This is a genomic window from Kribbella sp. NBC_00889, from assembly GCF_045207705.1.
In the GTDB taxonomy this organism is placed as follows: domain Bacteria; phylum Actinomycetota; class Actinomycetes; order Propionibacteriales; family Kribbellaceae; genus Kribbella.
In genome coordinates, this window is sequence record NZ_CP108783.1 from 3650750 (window position 1) to 3670335 (window position 19586).

16 protein-coding genes are annotated in these 19586 nt (G+C 69.0%); 4 read left to right on the forward strand and 12 right to left on the reverse strand.

Annotation, left to right across the window (positions count from 1 at the left end; translation table 11 throughout):
* Window positions 1-72 precede the first annotated feature (72 nt).
* Both OG817_RS17825 and OG817_RS17830 read left to right on the forward strand, forming a co-directional pair.
* Window positions 73-675, forward strand: a complete 603-nt coding sequence (locus tag OG817_RS17825) for a DUF3000 domain-containing protein (RefSeq protein WP_360439604.1) — start codon at window positions 73-75, stop codon at window positions 673-675.
* Window positions 672-1934 carry a ribonuclease D gene (locus tag OG817_RS17830; protein WP_406056038.1) on the forward strand — a complete coding sequence of 421 codons (1263 nt, stop codon included), beginning with the start codon at window positions 672-674 and terminating at the stop codon, window positions 1932-1934. Before OG817_RS17825 ends, OG817_RS17830 begins: the two co-directional genes overlap by 4 nt.
* On the opposite strand, the gene OG817_RS17835 is transcribed toward OG817_RS17830, so the two are convergent.
* From OG817_RS17835 to OG817_RS17865, 7 genes are all read right to left on the reverse strand, one after another.
* Window positions 1935-2420 (reverse strand): VOC family protein, encoded by a 486-nt coding sequence (locus OG817_RS17835; protein WP_406056040.1) that lies wholly within the window; start codon window positions 2418-2420, stop codon window positions 1935-1937.
* A 65-nt stretch (window positions 2421-2485) separates the two neighbouring features.
* Window positions 2486-4318: a DUF2264 domain-containing protein gene (locus OG817_RS17840; RefSeq protein WP_406056042.1), complete on the reverse strand. Its 1833-nt coding sequence runs from the start codon at window positions 4316-4318 to the stop codon at window positions 2486-2488.
* On the reverse strand, window positions 4288-4548 hold the full coding sequence (locus OG817_RS17845) for a hypothetical protein (RefSeq protein ID WP_406056044.1): 261 nt from the start codon (window positions 4546-4548) through the stop codon (window positions 4288-4290). The genes OG817_RS17840 and OG817_RS17845 overlap by 31 nt, the downstream gene beginning before the upstream one ends.
* Before the next feature lie 147 nt (window positions 4549-4695).
* Entirely contained in the window at window positions 4696-5958 is a 1263-nt protein-coding gene (locus OG817_RS17850) for an MFS transporter (protein WP_406056046.1), read from the reverse strand.
* Window positions 5955-6545 (reverse strand): winged helix-turn-helix domain-containing protein, encoded by a 591-nt coding sequence (locus tag OG817_RS17855; RefSeq protein ID WP_396389905.1) that lies wholly within the window; start codon window positions 6543-6545, stop codon window positions 5955-5957. The genes OG817_RS17850 and OG817_RS17855 overlap by 4 nt, the downstream gene beginning before the upstream one ends.
* A 181-nt stretch (window positions 6546-6726) precedes the next feature.
* Complete coding sequence (locus tag OG817_RS17860; RefSeq protein ID WP_406056048.1) at window positions 6727-7215, reverse strand: glutathione peroxidase; 489 nt, start codon at window positions 7213-7215, stop codon at window positions 6727-6729.
* Window positions 7216-7324: 109 nt separating this feature from the next.
* Window positions 7325-7996 carry a hypothetical protein gene (locus tag OG817_RS17865; protein ID WP_406056050.1) on the reverse strand — a complete coding sequence of 224 codons (672 nt, stop codon included), beginning with the start codon at window positions 7994-7996 and terminating at the stop codon, window positions 7325-7327.
* A gap of 188 nt (window positions 7997-8184) precedes the next feature.
* Here OG817_RS17865 and OG817_RS17870 point away from each other — a divergent pair, with 188 nt between their 5' ends.
* Both OG817_RS17870 and OG817_RS17875 read left to right on the forward strand, forming a co-directional pair.
* Window positions 8185-9384 (forward strand): acetyl-CoA C-acyltransferase, encoded by a 1200-nt coding sequence (locus tag OG817_RS17870; protein WP_360439631.1) that lies wholly within the window; start codon window positions 8185-8187, stop codon window positions 9382-9384.
* Complete coding sequence (locus tag OG817_RS17875) at window positions 9381-11492, forward strand: 3-hydroxyacyl-CoA dehydrogenase NAD-binding domain-containing protein (protein WP_406056053.1); 2112 nt, start codon at window positions 9381-9383, stop codon at window positions 11490-11492. Before OG817_RS17870 ends, OG817_RS17875 begins: the two co-directional genes overlap by 4 nt.
* Before the next feature lie 299 nt (window positions 11493-11791).
* On the opposite strand, the gene OG817_RS17880 is transcribed toward OG817_RS17875, so the two are convergent.
* The 5 genes from OG817_RS17880 to dxs all read right to left on the reverse strand — a co-directional run bounded on the left by OG817_RS17880 (window position 11792) and on the right by dxs (window position 19458).
* Window positions 11792-13099 (reverse strand): peptidase MA family metallohydrolase, encoded by a 1308-nt coding sequence (locus tag OG817_RS17880; RefSeq protein WP_406056055.1) that lies wholly within the window; start codon window positions 13097-13099, stop codon window positions 11792-11794.
* Window positions 13100-13167: 68 nt separating this feature from the next.
* Window positions 13168-14649 (reverse strand): amino acid permease, encoded by a 1482-nt coding sequence (locus OG817_RS17885; protein ID WP_406056057.1) that lies wholly within the window; start codon window positions 14647-14649, stop codon window positions 13168-13170.
* A 72-nt stretch (window positions 14650-14721) separates the two neighbouring features.
* Window positions 14722-16089, reverse strand: coding sequence for a hypothetical protein (locus OG817_RS17890; RefSeq protein WP_406056059.1), 1368 nt, complete (start codon window positions 16087-16089; stop codon window positions 14722-14724).
* 91 nt (window positions 16090-16180) lie between these two features.
* Entirely contained in the window at window positions 16181-17530 is a 1350-nt protein-coding gene (locus tag OG817_RS17895; protein WP_406056061.1) for a hypothetical protein, read from the reverse strand.
* Between the two features lie 35 nt (window positions 17531-17565).
* Window positions 17566-19458, reverse strand: coding sequence for a 1-deoxy-D-xylulose-5-phosphate synthase (gene dxs, locus OG817_RS17900; protein ID WP_406056063.1), 1893 nt, complete (start codon window positions 19456-19458; stop codon window positions 17566-17568).
* Between the last annotated feature and the right edge of the window lie 128 nt (window positions 19459-19586).

Genomic DNA, 19586 nt, shown 5'->3' on the forward strand with positions numbered 1-19586 from the left:
AGCGGCCGTCGCACGCGGTTACCGGCGCGTCGACACAGGCGTCGGTGAGTAATCAGTCGTAGGCTGCGGAGCATGGGTGCCCGCAAGCAGGTCGACGCGCCACCCGCGGAGTTCGCCGAGGCCGTGACGCAGTTACGCGGTGCCCGGTTCCGGCCCGAGGTCTTCGTCGAGGAGATGCCCGCGCCGCAGCGGATCGCTCCGCACGCGGCCGCGGTCAGCGCCGACGTGACGGTCGACGGCGACGATGTCGCCACCGGCCGTCTGGTCATCCTTTACGACCCGGACGGGAACGACGCCTGGCAGTCGACCTTCCGCTGTGTCGCGTACGTGCGCGCCGCCGTCGAACCGGAGATGGTGACCGACGCGCTGCTCGGCGGCGTGGGCTGGACCTGGCTGATGGAGGCACTGGCGGACCGGGGCGCGGACTTCCAGGCGCCGAGCGGTACCGTCACCAGGGTGGTATCGGAAAGCTTCGGCGGCATGGCCGACGACGACGCGACGGCGGAGATCGAGATCCGTGCGTCCTGGAGCCCCGTGCCGGGGCCTGGTGGTCTGGTGGATGTGACCCGGCACGCGGAGGCGTGGGGCGAAGTTCTCTGCACGGCGGCCGGACTGCCGCCGGTTCCGCCAGGGGTCGTGGCGATGCCGACCCGGCGCGGACAGCGGGGCCGATGAGCCCGGCAGAAACCCAGCAGCCGCCCGTCCCGGACGACCCGACCGCGAACCTGCCCCTGCTAGAACTCCGTGACGGCCTCTCCGAGGTCGTCGACACCCACCCAGCGCTGACCGACGTGGTCGAGGCCTTCCAGTCCGGCACCGGCCCGGTCGCCGTCGACGCCGAGCGCGCGTCCGGCTACCGCTACTCCCACCGGGCCTACCTGGTGCAACTGCGTCGCGAGGGCGCCGGCTCCGCGCTGGTCGACCCGATCCCGTTCGGCGACCTGTCCGCGCTCGGCGACGCGATCGTGGACGCCGAGTGGATCATCCACGCCGCGAACCAGGATCTGGCCTGCCTGGCCGAGGTCGGGATGGTGCCGCGGAAGGTGTTCGACACCGAACTGGCCGGCCGCCTGCTCGGGTACCCGAAGGTCGGCCTCGCCTCGCTGGTCAGCGAAGTCCTCGGCTACCGGATGCGCAAGGAGCACTCCGCCGCCGACTGGTCGACCCGCCCGCTCCCGGCGCCGTGGCTCGTGTACGCCGCTCTCGACGTCGAGATGCTGATCGAGTTGCGCGACGCGATCGAGGCCGAACTGCGCCGCGAGGGCAAGTGGGAGTGGGCCGAGCAGGAGTTCGCCTCGATCCTGTCCGCGCCGCCACGTGAGCCGAAGCCGGATCCGTGGCGCCGGACGTCGGGGATGCACCGCGTCCGCAATCGCCGCAGTCTGGCCGTCGTACGGGCGTTGTGGGAGGCGCGGGACCAGATCGCCGAGTCCGCGGACATCTCCCCCGGCCGGATCCTGCCGGACGCCGCGATCGTCGAGGCGGCGTCGGCGGTGCCGGCCGACCGGGACACGCTCCAGCGTCTGACCGCATTCAAGGGCCGCGGCGCGCACCGGCACATGCGGACCTGGTGGGAGGCGATCGACCACGCGCGCCGCCTGCCCGAGTCCGAGCTACCGAAGCAGGGCCCGCGGTACGACGGCCCGCCGCCGGCCCGTGCCTGGGCCGACCGGGACCCGGATGCCGCTGCCCGTTTGTCGGCCGCCCGCTCCTCGGTCGCCGAGATCGCCGAGGCGCACCGGCTTCCGACCGAGAACCTGCTCTCCCCTGACACCATCCGCCGGCTGGCCTGGTCGCCACCACCCGAGCTCGGCCTCGAGGTGGTGACGACCTTCCTGCGCGAGCACAACGCCCGCGAGTGGCAGATCGGGCTCACCGCCGGCGTGCTGACCGATGCGATGGAGTCCGAGGCCCCGAAGGAACAGCTCGACTGATCACCCGGCCGGGCGGAACAGCGAGCTCTGCACGTACTCCAGCGCCTTGGTGAACTTCTCGTCGCCGAACCGGCGGCCCATCTCGGCCTCGTCGATCTCCTCGATCCGGGTCTGCAGCCAGTAGAGGTTGCCGAACGGGTCGTGCACCCGCGCGACGATGTCGCCCCAGAACAGATGCGTCGACTCGGTCACGACGGTGCCGCCGGCTGCCACCGCCTGCTGCAGAGCGGTCTCCACGTCCGCGACGTAGAGCCGCAGGAAGGCAGGCGTCGGCGGCCAGTCCGGCTTGTCGAACATCATCACCACCGAGTCGCCGATCCGCATCTCGGCGTGGCCGATGTTCCCGTGCTCGTCGACGACCCGGCCACCGAGGTCCACCGCATCGAACGCGGACGCGAGGAAGTCCATCAGCCCGGCGGTGTCGTGCCCGATGATCCACGGCGTCACCGAGTGGTAGCCCTCGGGGGTCGGGTTCACGGTCGTCATGTTCGCTGCTCCTTCGCGGTTCGGTTACCACCACCGTAGGAGCAGTACCGGCCAGGTTCTGGCCTCTACTTCAACGCGACCACATCCTGTTGCTGGTCCGGCCAGGTGACGACAACCGTGGCGCCGTCGACCTCCGCAGTGATCCCGTCGGTGGTGCAGTCCTGACCGCTGAGGAGCACTAGAGCGGCGTACAAGCGTCCGGGTTCGAGGCCGGTCTCGACCCACGGAGTGACAGACACTTCGCCGAAGGCGTTCACGCCCTCCCGGGTCGTGCTGCCCTCTTGCCACTCGCCGATCAGCGGTACGACGGCCGACACCCGCCCGGACCCTGTCAGTGGGTAGCCGGAGATCGTCAGGGTCAACGGTTCACCGTCGAACTGGCCGTCCACGCGGGCGATGCGGACCTCGAAGGGACCACGGAGGACGGACGCGGTGACTACTGAAAGGCCTGCTGTCTCCGGTTCCTCCGCCCCGAACTGCACGGGGAACCGGCTGACCGCCGTCCGCGGGCCGAGGCTCAGGAGGGTGATCGGGCGCCGCTGCGACCACCGCCCGTCGGACCTTCGCACCGCGACCTGATTGTCCGGGACCTCGTCCGCGTCGATCAGATCAGGCCCGGTGATCGTCGAGTAGGCGTGGCGGCAGTAGAGCGGATCCTCCGCAGCCGGTTCGGTCCCGGCGTGGTCGGTGCCGTGGTTGACCACGCGGACGATGCCGTCGGCCGTCGTACCCGAGATGAGCCAGGCCGGCGGCCGAGCCACGACCGAGACATCGGACTGCTCGAGCTGCAGGGGCTCCTCGCGGGCGGTCCACACCGGATGACCCGTCGGCAGCACGAGTCCGGCGAAGCCCAGACTCGCCCAGTACGGCGATCCCGGACCCGAGTACGACTGCCGCATCCGCGGGAACGCCGTACGCCACCCGAGGCCGAGCAGACCACGGTCGTCCCAGGCACCGGCGTCGGCGAACCAACTGAGGATGCCACTGGTCAGACGCCGGGTCGCTCCGGGAGGCAACGGACTCGCGTCGAAGATCGCGCCGGCCCAGTACGGCGACGCGGTCGCGAACCGGTACACGAGCGAACGGCCCTGGTGGAGCGGCGCGCCATCGGCTCCGACGAGATGCTGAACGGTGCCGAGGTACTTATGCAACCGCTCGCGATAACCGTCGAGCAGCTCCCCGGTCTCGCCCGACATGCGGCAGTACCACAGCGAGAACAGGTGCATGACCCAGCCGTTGTACCAGTCGTAGTGGGTGGTCCTGCCCTCGCGGATCCCGTCGGTGTACCAGCCGTCGCCTTGGTAGAACGTGTCCAGCGTCGCGATGTTCTTCTGGATCACGGACTCGTCGCACGGTCCGCCCACCGAGCGTAGGAAGGCGAGGCTGACGTTCTGGAACCACAGCCAGTTGCTCGCCGAGTACGTGACCTCGTTGGCCGGCGCCAGCCATTCGACGACCTGCGCACGCGTCCGGTCGTCCAACTTGTCCCAGACCTGTGCACGGGATTCGTGCAGGGCGATGACCATCGCGGCTGCCTCGACGCGCGGCTGACCGAACTCTGTCAGCCGCGGCCAGGCCTCCGGTGAGGTCGGGTCCGCGCCTGCGGCGAGGCCCTCGGCGTACCAGCCGGCGTGATCGTGCGGATCGTCCTCCGATCCGGCGAGCCGGAAGCCGGCGGTCAGAAAGGATCTGGCGAACCCTTCCAGCCCGTCGCTCGCCGACCCGGACCTCGACGCCGGACCGGGAGGATCGACATTCGCATGGCGGGGGCTCCCGAAATCCCGCAAGGCGAGCAAGGTCCGGTCAGCCGTCTGCTCCCAGTGGTCCCGTGTCCACCCTGTGTACGGCGACAGCGTTCGATCTGAGGTCAGTCGCTCGGCGTACCGTCGTTCACCCATGGCCAGCCCTCCGCATCCCAGTGCAGTTCGTCCATCATCAGCTTGCGGGTCTGCACGGACGGCAGATGGTTGCCGTCGGCGTCGTACCACGGATAGCCGTGGTAGAAGATCATCTGCCGCTGCTGCCCGCCGATCCGTACGTCGGTGATGAACTGGTGGCCGGGCGAGGCGACCCGGTCGTCGCCGCGCAGGATCGGCGTCGGGTGCTTACCGGCGTCGAAGTTCCCCATCGGCGAGGTGGCCCGGGCGACACCGACCGCGTAGTTGCCGTTCCAGGTGTACAGATTCCCGCTCCGCGATGGACCGCTGGCGCAAGCAGGGCGGCGACCAGGTCCGCAAGGAGCATGAGGAAGCGTTCGCCGCGTCCAAGTGACCGGTCAGAGCAGGTCGGCTCCGGAGGTGGGATCCGCCTCCGGGGCAGCGACCGGATCCACCGGGTGGCGGTCGCTGGTCGTCAGGTCCGCCCGGATCTCGCGGCGCAGCGTGAGGACGATCTGCAGTGCGCCGAGCAGGATCACCGTCGCAATAATCGCGAAGATCTGCCGGTAGCTGAGCAGGCTCACCAGCAGGCTGCCGATGGCAAGCGAGATCGCCTGCGGCGTGGACACGAGCACCTCGACCGCGGTCGACACCCGGCCGATCAGGTGGCCCGGCGAACGCCGTTGCATCAGCGTCGTGAAGGCGACGAACGTCCAAGGCAGCCCGACACCGCAGATGCCCGCGCCGACCAGGACCAGGACGATGCTCGGCGCGGCCGCGCACACGATGGTGGCGGCGGCCAGAGCCGTCAGGCCGAGTGCGCAGGTGGCGATCTCACCGAGACGACGGACGGCGCGGCTAGCGGTGAGCCCGCCCATGACCGCGCCGACGCCTTGGCAGGTCACGAAGACGCCGGAGAAGGTCGGCGGCTTGCCGAAGGCGTCCATCAGCGCGTAGATCGACGACTCGAAGAAGCCGATGACCAGGATCGAGATCGCGAGCCCCAGCAGGACGTGGCGGAGTACGCGGTCGTTGACCAGGAACCGGACACCCTCGAGGACGTCCTCCCGGAAGGTGTGCTTCGCCGGCGCCGGCGCCTCGGTGATCGTGATCGTCGCGATCAACAGTCCGGCGATGACGAACGTACCGGCGTCGACGACCGCGACCAGCCAGCCGCCCGCGGTCGCGAAGATCGCGGCCCCGACCAGCGGACCGAACAGCCGGTAGCCCTCCTTGATCGTGGCCAGGCTCGAGTTCGCGTCGACCAGGAGCTCATCGGGCAGCAGGTCCTTGAGCAGGCCGTTGAGTGCCGCGGGCAGTACGACGAACGAGACGCCGTACAGGAAGGCGACGACCCAGATCAGCCAGACGTCGTTCGCGTCCCGCACGAGCACGAGCGGGAGGACCGCGGCCGCGCTGGCGAAGTTGCCCCAGACAAGGATCGCCTTGCGGGGCAGCCGGTCCACCCAGACGCCGAGGAGCGGGGCGCCGAGCGCCGGCAGCACCATGAAGAAGAAGGTCAGACCGGCCATCGCGTTCGAGTCGGTGAGCGTCTTCACCCACATGCTCAGCACCAGCAGCATCACCGAGTCGCCGAGCATCGACGTACTCAGTCCACCGAAGAGGCGAGGGAACCCGGGCTGCGCGAACAGTTTCCTCATGCCGGCTCGACCCCCGGGAAGTACGTCGGAACGCCCCACGCGACGAACTCGCACAGACGCGCGCCGGACGGTCGCTCCTTCGGTTCAGTCAGTCGCTCCACATAGCGGTCGAGGACCGCATTGATCGCGACGTTCATCTCCTTGAGCTCGTCCGCAGTCAGCCACGCGACCATCTCGGTGCTGCTGTGCGCCGCGCGCCATTCCTCGGACTCCTCCGGCGCGCGCTGCTGTGCCTCCCGCAGCCGGTCCATCGCCCGGCCCATCGTCACCTCGGACAGCGCCTGCGCAGCCCGACGTTCGTCGATCGACCCCGAGGCGTGCTCGTCGTCCCAGCGGAAGCCGAGCCCCGGCACCTGCCATGGCCGCTGCCGGCCCTTCCCACCTTCGGCCTCCTCCACGAACCCGTGCTGCGCCAGCTTGCGCAGGTGCCACGAGCAGTTGGCCGGCGTCTCGTCGAGCCGGTCGGCCAGTTCGGTGGCGGTCAGTGGTCCGCTGATCGACAGCAGTTCGACGATCGCCATCCGCACCGGGTGGGCCAGGGCGTTGAGCTCGCGGGGGTCGCTGAGGCGGCGGTGCGGGTTCGGCATCCATCGAAAGTACTCTTTCGAAAGAGTTGTTGCAATGGGTTGAGGGCACAGAAAATCGCCCGCCGCGCGGGGCGCGGCGGGCGATGGAGAAGCAGACCGGACAGACCGGCGAGCGGGCCTGGCCAGGCCGGACAGACCCGGCGAGGGGCGAGCGGGCCTGGCTAGGCCGGCGCGGGATGCCTCAGGCCGGGAGGTGGGACTCGATCGCGGTGACGACCTCGGCGGACTCCGGCTCGGTGCGCGGGCGGAAGCGGGCGGCGACCGTGCCCTCCGGGGTGATCAGGAACTTCTCGAAGTTCCACTGGATGTCACCGGCCTCGCCGTCAGCGTCCGGCGTCAGGGTCAGTTCGGCGTACAGGGGGTGCCGGCCGTCGCCGTTCACCTCGAGCTTGTCCAGCATCGGGAAGGTGACGCCGTACGTGGTCGAGCAGAAGGCGGAGATCTCGTCCGCCGTACCCGGCTCCTGGCCGCCGAACTGGTTGCACGGGGCACCGAGCACGGTGAAGCCGCGGGCGCCGTACTGCTTCTGCAGGTTCTCCAGGCCCTCGTACTGCGGGGTCAGGCCACACTTCGACGCGACGTTCACGACCAGGACGGTCTTGCCTTTGTATTCACCGAGCGAGGTCGGAGCGCCGGCGAGGGTGGTCAGCGGGATGTCGTACAGGCTCATGCAGAACCTTTCGAGGTTGGGAGGACGCGGCCGGGACGCGACTGTACGCCGCGAGGCCGGCTCGGCGGCGTCGATTGCCGGACGTCACACGGTGAAGAATACTGCTCGGCTAGCGAACTTCCACGGACTCGGTCCGGATGGGCTCCTGGGCAGGAGTTGGCGCGGGCATCCAGAGTTTGCACTCGGTGATGGCCGCGGTGAGCAGGTTGTACAGCCGGTCGTCCGGGTCCGGCACACAGGCCTGCGAGATGCCTTCCACCGCGCAGGACACGGCGCGTGGCGCGGTCCGCTTGGCGAAGTCCGGCGTACCCCGATGGGCCCTTGCGGTGAAGGACCGCGCCCACTTGGTCGCGGCCGGAACCGCCTCCAGGACCGCCTGCGAGTCGGGCTCGAGGTCGTCGAGTGGACGCCCGTCCAGCGCAGCGAGTTGCTTCTCCCCCACCAGCAGAGCCACTGCGAGGATGTACTGCCGCTCCTGCGACACCACCGGCAGCGCATGCTGGATACAGCGGGCGGTCACCCGCGCTACGACGTGTGGATCGTCGGGAGTCAACCCGATCACCGATGGGATCAGTGGCGCCAGCCGGGTGCGGCCGGCATCCGTCGTGCAGTCGTTGACGTCGCGCGCCACGCCCGCCAGCAGCGGATGCGTACAGGCCGGATGGTCCGACCATGGCTCGCCTGCCAGATAGGAGGCGAACTCCATGAAGCAGGCACCCTTGCGCGGGTTGCGGTGTTTGCCCCGGCTCAGCACCGGCACGGAGAGATCAGCATTGTTCATGAACGGCTCCAGACACACGGACCTTGCCACCAGCATGCGCCGAATCGCGCCGGTTCGCCACGGGTTGTGGTCTGCGTGAGCAACCGGGTGTGCGCTGTGAGCAGCCGCACAGGCGTGGCTGCTTGGGGAGTTCTGTTACCGACGGGTAGCATCGAGGTAGCTTTCCCGACCCCCAGAGGAGGGCCCCCGTGCCCCGTGAGATCCGCGATGTCGTGTTCGTCGACGGCGTTCGCACCCCGTTCGGCAAGGCCAAGGGCCAGTACGCCGAAACCCGCGCCGACGATCTGGTGATCAAGTGCATCCGGGAGCTGCTGCGGCGCAACCCGGAGCTTCCGCCGGAGCGGGTGGACGAGGTCGCGATCGCGGCCACCACCCAGATCGGCGACCAGGGCCTGACCATCGGCCGGACCGCGGCCCTGCTGGCCGGCCTGCCGAACACCACTCCCGGCTACGCCATCGACCGGATGTGCGCGGGGGCCATGACCGCTGTCACCACGACCGCCTCGGGCATCGCCTTCGGCGCGTACGACGTGGTCGTCGCCGGCGGGGTCGAGCACATGGGCCGCCACCCGATGGGCGAGGGCGTCGACCCGAACCCCCGCATCATTGCCGAGAAGCTGGTCGACACCTCCGCCCTCGTGATGGGTTCCACCGCGGAGAATCTGCACGACCGCTTCCCCGGTATCACCAAGGAGCGCGCCGACGCGTTCGCCGCCGCGTCTCAGGAGAAGGCGGCCAAGGCGTACGCCAACGACCTGATCCAGCCGGACCTCGTCCCGATCGCGACCCGGTCGGCTGAGCAGGGTTGGGGCTACGCGGCCACCGACGAGCCGATGCGGCCGGGCACCACGGTCGAGGACCTGGCCACGCTGAAGACGCCGTTCCGCCCGCACGGCCGGGTCACCGCGGGCAACTCGGCCGGTATCAACGACGGTGCGACAGCCTGCGTGCTGACCTCCGCCGAGGCCGCGGCCGAGCTCGGCCTCACCCCGAAGATGAAGCTGGTGTCCTACGGCTTCGCCGGCGTCGAGCCCGAGGTGATGGGCGTCGGCCCGATCCCCGCCACCGAGAAGGCGCTCAAGCTCGCCGGGCTGACCATCGACGACATCCAGGCGTTCGAGGTGAACGAGGCGTTCGCCGTTCAGGTGATCGCGTTCCTGGAGCACTACGGCATCGCCGACGACGACCCGCGGGTCAACCCGTACGGCGGCGCGATCGCCTACGGCCACCCGCTGGCATCGTCCGGCGTCCGGCTGATGAACCAGCTGGCCACGCAGTTCGAGCAGCGCCCCGAGGTCCGCTACGGCCTGACCACGATGTGCGTCGGCCTGGGCATGGGTGGAACGGTCATCTGGGAGAACCCGAACTGGGAAGGTGCCTCGGCATGAGCTTGCTGGAACTGATCGACTCGGCCTCTGCTCTGTCGACGGACGAGGTCGTCACGCTCGCCCACTCGCGGGACGTCGTGCTGCCGGGCGAAGCCGGTGTCATGGCGCTCATCACGCTCGACAACGGGCACGACCACACCAAGCCCAACACGTTCGGCCCGAAGGGTCTGGCGTCGCTCAACACCGCGCTCGACGCGGCGCTCGCGCGCGACGACATCGCCGCGATCGGTGTCACCGGCAAGCCGTTCATCCTGGCCGCCGGCGCCGACCTGACCGGCGTACCGAAGCTGACCGATCGCGAGCAGGCGCTGAACCTGGGCCGGATCGGTCACGGCGTGATGCGCAAGCTGGTCGACGGCGGCAAGCCGTCGTTCGCGTTCGTGAACGGCGTGTCGCTGGGTGGCGGTCTCGAGGTCGCGCTGCACGCCACCTACCGCACCGTCTCGGCCGCGGCCGGCGTGCTCGCGACGCCCGAGGTGTTCCTCGGCCTGATCCCGGGCTGGGGTGGCAACTTCTTGCTGCCGAACCTGATCGGTGCGGACAAGGCGGTGAAGGTCGTCGTCGAGAACGCCCTGAACCAGAACAAGATGCTGAGCGGGCCGGAGGCGGTGAAGTTCGGCATCGGCGACGTACTGCTGGACTCGGCCGACTTCCTCGAGCAGTCGCTGATCTGGGCTTCGAAGGTCCTCACGGGTGAGATCACGGTCGAGCGGGCGGAGATCGACCGCGGCGAGGCCTGGGATGCGGCCGTTGCCCGGGGCAAGGGCTTCGCCGATGTCAAGGTGAGTGGTGCGGCGCCGGCGCCGTACCGGGCGCTCGAGCTGATCGCGGCGGCCAAGGACAACAACCGGGACCGTGGTTTCGCGGCCGAGGACGAGGCGCTTGCCGACCTCATCATGAGCGAGGAGCTGCGCAGCGGCCTGTACGCCTTCGACCTGGTGAACAAGCGGGCCAAGCGCCCGGCCGGCGCGCCGGACAAGTCGCTCGCCCGCCCGGTCACGAAGGTCGGCGTCGTCGGCGCCGGTCTGATGGCCGGCCAGCTGGCCCTGCTGTTCGTACGTCGCCTCGAGGTGCCCGTCGTACTCACGGACCTGGACCAGGAGCGGGTGGACCGCGGGGTCGGGTACGTGCACGGTGAGATCGACAAGCTGCTCGGCAAGGGCAGGATCCGACCGGACAAGGCGAACCAGTTGAAGGCCCTCGTCACCGGGTCGGTGGATCGGGCTGTGTTCGCGGACGCCGATTTCGTGATCGAGGCCGTGTTCGAGGAACTGCAGCTGAAGAAGACGATCTTCGCCGACCTGGAGAAGATCATCCGTCCGGACGCGATCCTGGCCACGAACACCTCGTCCCTCTCGGTGACCGAGATGGCCGCGGACCTGGAGCACCCGGAGCGGGTGGTCGGCTTCCACTTCTTCAACCCGGTCGCCGTACTGCCGCTGCTCGAGATCATCCGGGCCGATCGGACCGACGACGCGTCGCTGGCGACAGCGTTCGCGGTGGGCAAGACGCTGAAGAAGTCGTGCGTGCTGGTGAAGGACGCGCCTGCCTTCGTGGTGAACCGGCTGCTGACCCGCTTCCTGGGTGAGGTCAGCGCGGCGGTCGACGAAGGTACGCCGATTCCGGAAGCGGACAAGGCGTTGTCGGCGCTGGGGCTGCCGATGCCGCCGTTCGTGCTGCTGCAGCTCGTCGGTCTGCCGGTCGCGTTGCACGTGGCGGAGACGATGAACCGGGCGTACCCGGAGCGGTTCGCGGTTTCGGAGAACCTGGCCGAGGTGGTTGCCGCCGGCAAGACCTCGTTCTACCTGTGGCCGGACGGCAAGCCGGTCGTCGACCCGGAGGTCGAGGCGCTGGTGACGGTCGGCTCCACCCCGTCGACCCAGGACGAACTCCGCACCCGGGTCCTGACCGCCCTCGCCGAAGAAATCCGCATCATGCTGGACGAGGGCGTGGTCGCGGAGGCGCAGGACATCGACCTGTGCCTGCTGCTCGGAGCCGGCTGGCCATTCCACCTCGGCGGCATCACGCCGTACCTGGACCGGTCGGGCATCTCCGAGAAGGTCAACGGCACCCGCTTCCTGCCCAAGGGCGGCGCCAGCCTGACCTGACCGCAATCAGCTGGGGGTCGGCGCGGACCGGCGACCGGCGTCGATTCTGTTTCGGTGTGCAGCTCGACAGGAAGTGTCGGTCCAGGGAGCAGGTCCGCTGAGGCATTCGCGCCTGAGACCAACCGGATCGCGTCGACACATCCTGTCGAACTGCACCACTGCATCCCTCGACCCACGCCAAGCCGACCCTCACCCACGCCTCGAGCAGGGGCGCGGATGACCCTCGCATTTGTCAGTTCTCTGGTCGTGTGCAGAGGGAGAAGGAGCAACGCGAGTGGTTATTCCCGCACCCGGAGAAATCAGCCTTTGAACTTCTTGGCGGCGGCAACCAACTGGGCTGGGGTCTTGCCGGTGTGTTTCTTCAGGATGGTGGCGAAGGCGGCTTGGGTGGTGTTGTGCTGGGCCAGGTCGGCGTACAGGGCCGCGACTTTCGTCTCGCCCAGTTGGTCTTCCAGGTACGACGTGATCCACCAGCTCTGGCCGTAGGCACGGTCGCCGCTGGCGTTGAACTCGGGTTGGCCGGGGAGGACCTTCATCGACGAGAGGTACTTGGTGCGGACCGATTTACGGTAGGGGTCGACGGTCCACTTCGGGTCGTCTTCGATGGAGGCGGTGCGGACGTACTCCGCGATACCTTCGACCAGCCAGAGTGGTGCGCGGGCGCCGAGGCGCAGCGTCGCGACGTGCGTCATCTCGTGCACGAGCAGATCCCGGTCCAGCTGCTGACGGACAGCCGGGTTGACCACGATCCGGCTGCTCACCGGCGCGGTCTGGCGCTGCGTGAACGGATCACCGTCGTACAGGCTGACCGCCTTGGCGGCCACGGTCCAGCCGCTGCCGGAGCCGTAGGTCCACAGGATCGAGAGCACCTGCGGCTCGGACATGGCGACCACCATGACGGCGCCGTTCCACGGACGCGGCCAGTGCCGGCGGACGCCGTCGACGGCTCCCTGGGACGCCTTCGCGATCTTGTTGCCCAGCGCCTTCTCGCCGCGATCGACCACGACGACGACCTTGCCGCGGCGAGCCACGGCCACCGGGCCGAAGTCCCAGGGCTGGCGATGACCGTCGGGGCTGAGGGTCTCGTCGATCGCTGTGTCCGCGACCAGGACCCACGCAGTACCGCGCCTGACGAACGTGTACCCGACGTCGGTCTGCACCGGCTTCGCGTCCAGCCCCGTCAGCTGGTACCGCATCATCACCCGGGTCGAGAACGTCGTCGGCCCGTACCGCGCGACCTGCGCGGGAGCCAGCCGTTCGTCGCCGACGAAGTAGGTGAGGCTGGTGAACGCGAACTGGCGCAGGTTCGTGAACAGGGTCCGCTGCCGGGCCACCAGTTGCGGCTGCTTCGGATCGACCGCCGCGAGGAAGCCCTTGACGTCACCCTTCAGGACCGCCGCGGAGCGCCGCGCGAGGACCGCGTCGACCTCACGCTTGCGGACCGCCTTCTGGGCGTCGGTGAGCTCGCCCGCCGGCGTCGCCTCGACCGCCGCCGCGCTGCTGCCCGGCGTCGACCCACCGTGCTCGAGCCTGACCACCACCACACTCGCGCTCGCGGCGAGCGCCAGCACGGCAACGCCTGCGAACAGGCGTCTCGGGTGTTTCATGCCGGGTCCCCTCTGATGGTCGGCTGATCCTACCGCCCGCCGACCATCAGAGCAGGGAGCCCTACCGCTCAGGCTTTGGTGACCACGCCGGTCCGCTCCTCGATGCCGACCCGGCTCCGGCGGTAGCCGTAGAGGAAGTAGACGACGAAGCCGAGCACCATCCAGATCGCGAACCGCAGCCAGGTCTCGATCGACAGGTTCAGCATCAGGTAGAGGCAGATCAACGCGGCCAGGATCGGGATCACCGGGCTGCCCGGCACCCGGAAGGAGCGCTGGACGTCCGGCCGGCTCCTGCGCAGCAGCGGTACGGCGATCGACACCAGGGTGAACGCGGCCAGGGTGCCGATGTTCACCATCTCCTCCAGCTTCCCGATCGGGGTCAGGCCGGCCACGATCGCGACGACGATGCCGATCGCGATCGTCAGGCGGTACGGCGTACCCCACTTCGGGTGCGTCTTGCCGAGCTGACGCGGCATCAGGTGGTCACGGCTCATCGCGAACACCACGCGGGCGGCGCCGATCATCAAGGTCAGGACGACGGTGGTCAGACCGGCCACCGCGCCGGCGGAGATGAGGGTCGCGAAGCCGCTGCGCCCGACCGAACGGAACGCTTCGGCCAGCGCTGCCTCACCGCTGATGTCGGTGTAGTTGACCATGCCGGTGATCACGATGCAGACGAGCACGTAGAGCACGGTGCAGATCGCCAGCGAGCCGATGATGCCGCGGGGCAGGTCGCGCTGCGGGTTCCGCGCCTCCTCGGCAGTGGTCGCGACCACGTCGAACCCGATGAACGCGAAGAACACCAGCGACGCACCCGACACCAGACCCATCACCCCGAAGGTCGACGGCGTGAACCCGAAGATGGCCTGGAACAGCGGCGTGGTGAGCTCGACGCCACCGCCCTCGGCCGGAACGCTCGGCGGGATGAACGGCGACAGGTTCGAGCCCTTGATGTAGAAGAGGCCGGCGATGATCACGAACAGCACCACGAACAACTTGATGGCCACCAGAACCAGGTTGACCCGCAGGGACTCCTTGATGCCGATCGTGGCCAGCGTCGCCAGGACCAGCACCAGCAACATCGCCAGCACGTTCACGTTGCTGTCGGGCCCGATCGATTCGGGCCAGCCCAACCCGATCTGATCCAGGAACAACGCGGCGTACGTCGACCAGCCCTGCGCCACGACGCTTGCCCCGAGCATCAGTTCGAGCAGCAGGTCCCAGCCGATGATCCAGGCGAAGATCTCGCCCAGGGAGAAGTACGAGAACGTGTACGCCGATCCCGACACCGGCACGGTCGACGAGAACTCGGCGTAGCACAACGCGGCGAGCGCACAGCAGATGGCGGCGAGGACGAACGAGAGCGCGATACTCGGCCCGGCGTACAGCTTGGCCGCGCGGCCGGTCAGCGTGAAGATACCGGCACCGATGATGACGCCGATTCCGAAGACGGTCAGATCGATGGCGGTCAGGCGTTTCTTGAGCTGGTACTCCGGCTCGTCGGTGTCCGCAATCGACTGCTCGATCGTCTTCTTCCGCAACAGACTCACTCTGCTCGCCTCCTCGCAATGGACGGAACCCTCCGAGCGTGCCTCTCTGACACCGCGAGGTCAAACCGCCACTCAGCGTGGCGGCTCGTAGTCCTGGAGTGCCACCCACAGGGTGGCTTCGGTGAGGCCGCTGCGACTGAGCAGGATCCGGTCCCGGGACGCCTGGTCGGTGCCGTGCTTGGCCATGTCCTCGTACAGTTCCTCGACCTTGGCGAGCCCGATCCGCTGGACCAGGAAGCGCACGGCCAGCCAACTGACGCCGTACACGTCGGCCGAGTTCTGGTAGAAGCCGGCGTCGCTCGGCAACGCGGTCAGCGCAGGCATCGCGTCGTCGATCACCTCCTGCTCCCACTTGCCGACTTCGCCCGGTCCACTGATCGCCTCGATCCCCCGCCACGACACGTACTCCGCCGCGCCTTCGGCCAGCCACAACGGCTCGTACCCGCCCAGGTCGGCCGTGGCCACATGGGTGATCTCGTGCGACAGCAGGATCTCGTCGACCCGGTCGCGTTCGTTCGGATTGATCACGATGTAGGAGCCGGCGACCGTACCGTCGGCGGTGTCCTGACCGGGCAGCGAGGAGAACGTCGTCCCCGCGCTCGCGGCCGACTCGATGTCCTCGTCGGCGAAGCGCGCGTCCCGTACGTCGGTCTCGTCGAGTGCGATGACGAACACCGACCCGCGCCAGGCTCGCGGCCAGTACGACCTCACCTCGCCGATCGCCTCACTCGCCTCGGCGGCGATCGAGTGCCCGCGCTGGGCGTCGGCCTTCTCGACCACGACCATGACCCGCGGCGACCGCAGTACCTCGATCCGGCCGAGGTCCCACGCCTCCTTGTGCGCGCCCGGGCCGAGGTCCTTGTCCAGATCGTCGTCGTCGGTCAGTACCCAGTGCCCGCCCCGCGCGACGAAGGTGTAGCCGAGCTCGGTCGTCACCGGTGTGACGTCGACGTTCGGGATCTGGTAGCGCATCAGCACCCGGACCAGGTACGTCGTCCCGCCGTGTGCACGGACCGCGGACTGGTCGAAGCGTTCCTCGGCCTGGCTGTACCCGAGTTCTTCGAACCCGATCTCGACCAGGTTCGCGAACAGCACCTTCTGCGCGGCGCGGAGCTTCGTGTTGGTGGGGTCGAGGTCCTGCAGGAAGAGCGCCTCGTTCACGGTCTGCACGGCCTGGGCCCGGCGGAGCAGGATCGTGTCGACCGCGACCCGGCGGGCGGCGGTCGCCGCCGCGGTCTTCGACGGTGGCTTGGTGCCCTGGTTCGGGCCGGGCTGCGTCGCGACCACTCGCTCCCGGGCGTCCTGGTTGCGCTCTCCAACGGTGTAGGCCACGCCGCCCCAGACCAGCGCGACCGCAACCAGCAGCCCCACCCAGCGGCGAGGGCGTGGCGGCGGAACCTGAGCGCCGGGCGGTTCGGCGCTAGGGATGGTCGCACTCACTTCGGGTCATTCCTCCGAGTACCCGTCAGTCCAGCCCGGCTACCCTACTCGCTTCCCCGGATTCCACCACCGACACGCCGACGGCAGGTGTCTAGGCGGCAGCAGCAGCCTTCAGAGCCTGGAAGAGACCGGCCTCGGTCATGCCGACGTGTTCGAGCATGATGCGGTCGCGCTCGGCCTGGGTCGAGCCGAGGGCGGCCAACTCCTGGTAGAGCGTGGCGACCTCGGTGCCACCGAACCGGGTGAACAGATAGTCGACCGCCAACCAGGCCATCGGGTACGAACTGCCGGCCTGCTGGAAGAAGACCGCATCAGCCGGCAGGCTCTTCGCCTTCGCCAGGTACTTCGTCCGTACGTCCTGCCGGAACTTGTCCAGCGCCAGGTCCTCCGCGCCGTCCATCGGCAGATACTCGACGTACGTCGCCGCGCCCTCAACCATCCACCGCGGGGCATAGGCCCCGTACGGCGCGGTGGCGACGTGGGTGAACTCGTGCGCGAGGATGCGGGCGTCGACCTTGGCCCGGTTGTGCGGGTTCACGACGACGTACGAGTCGGCCCGCTGGCCCTCGCCGGTGGCCTCACCGGGCAGCGTCCGGTAGACCCAGGTGGCCATGGCGATCGCGTCCTCGGCGTTCTTCGGCACGGTGTAGTCGGCACCGCGGACGATCTTGTCGTCGAGCGCGATCACCACACCGGAGCCGTTCCAGCCGCCGGGCCAGCTCTTGGTCACCGCCTTCACCGCGCTGCTCGCCATGCCGGTCAGCCGCGTCGCGAGCTGGTCCTGCCCCTTCTCCACTACCACGAGCACGCGCGGCGCGCGCTTGACCAGCACCTCGCCGGTGTCCCAAGCCTCCTGGTGGGAACCGCGGGGCAGCCGCTTGTCCAGGTCGGTGTCCGAGACCAGCAGCCAGCGGCCGGTCGGCTTCTCGGTGAACGTGTAGCCGAGCATCGCCCGGACGGGCACGGTGTCGATGCCGCGGATCTGGTACGTCATCGCGATCGCGACCAGGTACGTCGACGGGCCGTACTTCCGGGTGATGGCGTCGTCGTACTGCTGCGACAGCTGCTGGTAGGCGAGCCGGGCGAAGCCGAACTGGCGCAGGTTGGTGTACAGCGTGGTCTGACGCGCGATGAGGCCCTTGTTGCCGGGGTCGACGTCGGCGAGGAACGCCTTCTGGTCGGACTGCAGGACGGCCTGCGCCCGCTTCTTCAGGACCTGGTCGACGGCGGCAGCACGGGCGGCCAGGTCGATGTCCGGTGTCCTCGGCGCAGCCTGGTCGCTTCCGTCGGCCTGCTCGGTGGACCTGTGCAGGGCGAGGCCACCGGCGACGGCCACCAGGACGAGGATCAGGGAGAGCAGCAGCGGCCAGCCGCGGGTAAACCGCCGAGCGGCTGCGTGACGGCTCCGCGGTGGTGCGGTGTGCCGCCCTGTGTCAGGCACTGTCCGGCTCGGCCATCATCCGGGCATGATCCGGCTCAGGCACTACCCGGGCGACCGCTCGCCCGGTCCGGTTCGCTCATCGCGTCACCGTGGTGCTTCGCGATCAGCTCGGTGATGTCCCGGGCCAGGTCCTGCCCGGTCAGTCCGATCTCCTGCAGGACCGCGGGACGCTTGGCGTGGTCGAGGAACTTCTGCGGGATGCCGAAATCGCGGACCGGCGTCTTCACCGCCGCATCGCGGAGCGCCTGCGCGATCATCGATCCGCAGCCACCGGCCCGGCCGTTGTCCTCGATCGTCACCACGAGCTTGACCGTCCCGGCCAGCTCGATCAGCTTCGGGTCGACCGGCTTGACCCAGCGCGGGTCCACCACCGTGACGCCGAATCCCTGCGCCTCCAGGCGGCCGGCGACGTCCATCGCGGTCGCCGCCATCGCGCCGATCCCGACCAGCAGGACGTCGGTGCCGGACCGCTTCAGCACGTCCAGACCGCCGATCCGGTCGATCGCGTCGATGTCCGGGAGCACCTCGCCCTTGGCGAAGCGCAGTACGGTCGGCGCGTCGGACACCTCGACCGCCTCGGTGAGCAGTTCCTCGAGCCGCTTGCCGTCGCGCGGCGCGGCGAGGCGCAGGCCGGGAACGACCTGCAGGATCGACATGTCCCACATGCCGTTGTGGCTCGGACCGTCGTCACCGGTGACACCGGCGCGATCCAGCACGAAGGTGACGCCGAGGCTGTGCAGCGCGACATCCATCAGAACCTGGTCGAAGGCCCGGTTCAGGAACGTCGAGTACAGCGCGACGACCGGGTGCAGGCCGCCCAGCGCGAGACCGGCGGCGCTCGTCACTGCGTGCTGCTCGGCGATGCCGACGTCGAAGATCCGGTCCGGGAACTCCGTCGCGAACGCGGCCAGGCCGGTCGGGTGCAGCATCGCCGCGGTGATCGCGACCACGTCCTGGCGGCGGTGACCGATCCGGATCATCTCGTCGGCGAACACGTCCGTCCAGCCGCGGGGCTTGTTGACCGGCCGGATCTGGTGGAAGTTGTCCTCCTCGTCCTGCTCGGCGGCGGCGTACCCGAAGCCCTTCTGGGTCACCGCGTGCACGATCACCGGACCGCCGAACGCCTTGGCGCTGCGGAGCGCGTCCTCCATCGCCTCGCGATCGTGACCGGCGACGGGACCGACGTACTTGAGGCCGAGGTCCTCGAACATGCCCTGCGGGGCGAGCATGTCCTTCAGGCCCTTCTTCACGCCGTGCAGCACCTCGTACATCGGCGGGCCGACGTACGGCGTGCGGGCCAGGTTCTTCTTGATCAGGTCGAGGACCTTCTCGTACCGCGGGTTGGTGCGCAGGCTGGTCAGGTGGGTGGACAGGCCGCCGACGGTGTCGCTGTAGGAGCGGCCGTTGTCGTTGACGATGATGATCAGCTTGAGGTCCTTGGCGGCGGCGATGTTGTTCAACGCCTCCCAGGCCATGCCACCGGTCAGGCCGCCGTCGCCGATCAGCGCGACGACGTGCCGGTCCTCCTTGCGCAGCCGGTAGGCCTTGGCCAGGCCGTCGGCGTACGACAGGGCGGTCGAGGCGTGGCTGTTCTCGATGATGTCGTGATCGGACTCGGCCTGGCTCGGGTAGCCGGACAGGCCGCCCTGCTGACGGAGTGTGTCGAACTTCGGCGCCCGGCCGGTGACGAGCTTGTGCACGTACGCCTGGTGACCGACGTCGAAGACGAGCCGGTCGTGGGGCGAGTCGAACACCCGGTGCATCGCCAGGGTGATCTCCACCATGCCCAGGTTCGGACCGAGGTGACCGCCGGTCCGGGACACCGTCTCGACCAGGACGCCCCGGATCTCCGTCGCCAGATCGGTAAGCTCCTGCGCGGTCAGCTTCTTGAGGTCCGCCGGCCCTCCGACCGTCTCCAGCACGCGCATCGAGCTCCTCCCGCGTCGTCCTCGAATGCTTGAGTCTATGCATCCACCGCCCGGAATCCGAACCCGATGGCGCTCACCGGGTCAATCTCACACTCCAAGACGTCAGCCGCGTGGGCTTTGTTCAGGGT

Bases quoted from the DNA above. Each gene is read 5' to 3' on its own strand.
- OG817_RS17880 (WP_406056055.1), bottom strand. From the start codon at position 13,099: ATGAAACACCCGAGACGCCTGTTCGCAGGCGTTGCCGTGCTGGCGCTC.
- OG817_RS17860 (WP_406056048.1), bottom strand. From the start codon at position 7,215: ATGAGCCTGTACGACATCCCGCTGACCACCCTCGCCGGCGCTCCGACC.
- OG817_RS17830 (WP_406056038.1), top strand. From the start codon at position 672: ATGAGCCCGGCAGAAACCCAGCAGCCGCCCGTCCCGGACGACCCGACC.
- OG817_RS17855 (WP_396389905.1), bottom strand. From the start codon at position 6,545: ATGCCGAACCCGCACCGCCGCCTCAGCGACCCCCGCGAGCTCAACGCC.
- OG817_RS17875 (WP_406056053.1), top strand. From the start codon at position 9,381: ATGAGCTTGCTGGAACTGATCGACTCGGCCTCTGCTCTGTCGACGGAC.
- OG817_RS17850 (WP_406056046.1), bottom strand. From the start codon at position 5,958: ATGAGGAAACTGTTCGCGCAGCCCGGGTTCCCTCGCCTCTTCGGTGGA.
- OG817_RS17825 (WP_360439604.1), top strand. From the start codon at position 73: ATGGGTGCCCGCAAGCAGGTCGACGCGCCACCCGCGGAGTTCGCCGAG.
- OG817_RS17835 (WP_406056040.1), bottom strand. From the start codon at position 2,420: ATGACGACCGTGAACCCGACCCCCGAGGGCTACCACTCGGTGACGCCG.
- dxs (WP_406056063.1), bottom strand. From the start codon at position 19,458: ATGCGCGTGCTGGAGACGGTCGGAGGGCCGGCGGACCTCAAGAAGCTG.
- OG817_RS17845 (WP_406056044.1), bottom strand. From the start codon at position 4,548: ATGGGGAACTTCGACGCCGGTAAGCACCCGACGCCGATCCTGCGCGGC.
- OG817_RS17865 (WP_406056050.1), bottom strand. From the start codon at position 7,996: ATGAACAATGCTGATCTCTCCGTGCCGGTGCTGAGCCGGGGCAAACAC.
- OG817_RS17840 (WP_406056042.1), bottom strand. From the start codon at position 4,318: ATGGGTGAACGACGGTACGCCGAGCGACTGACCTCAGATCGAACGCTG.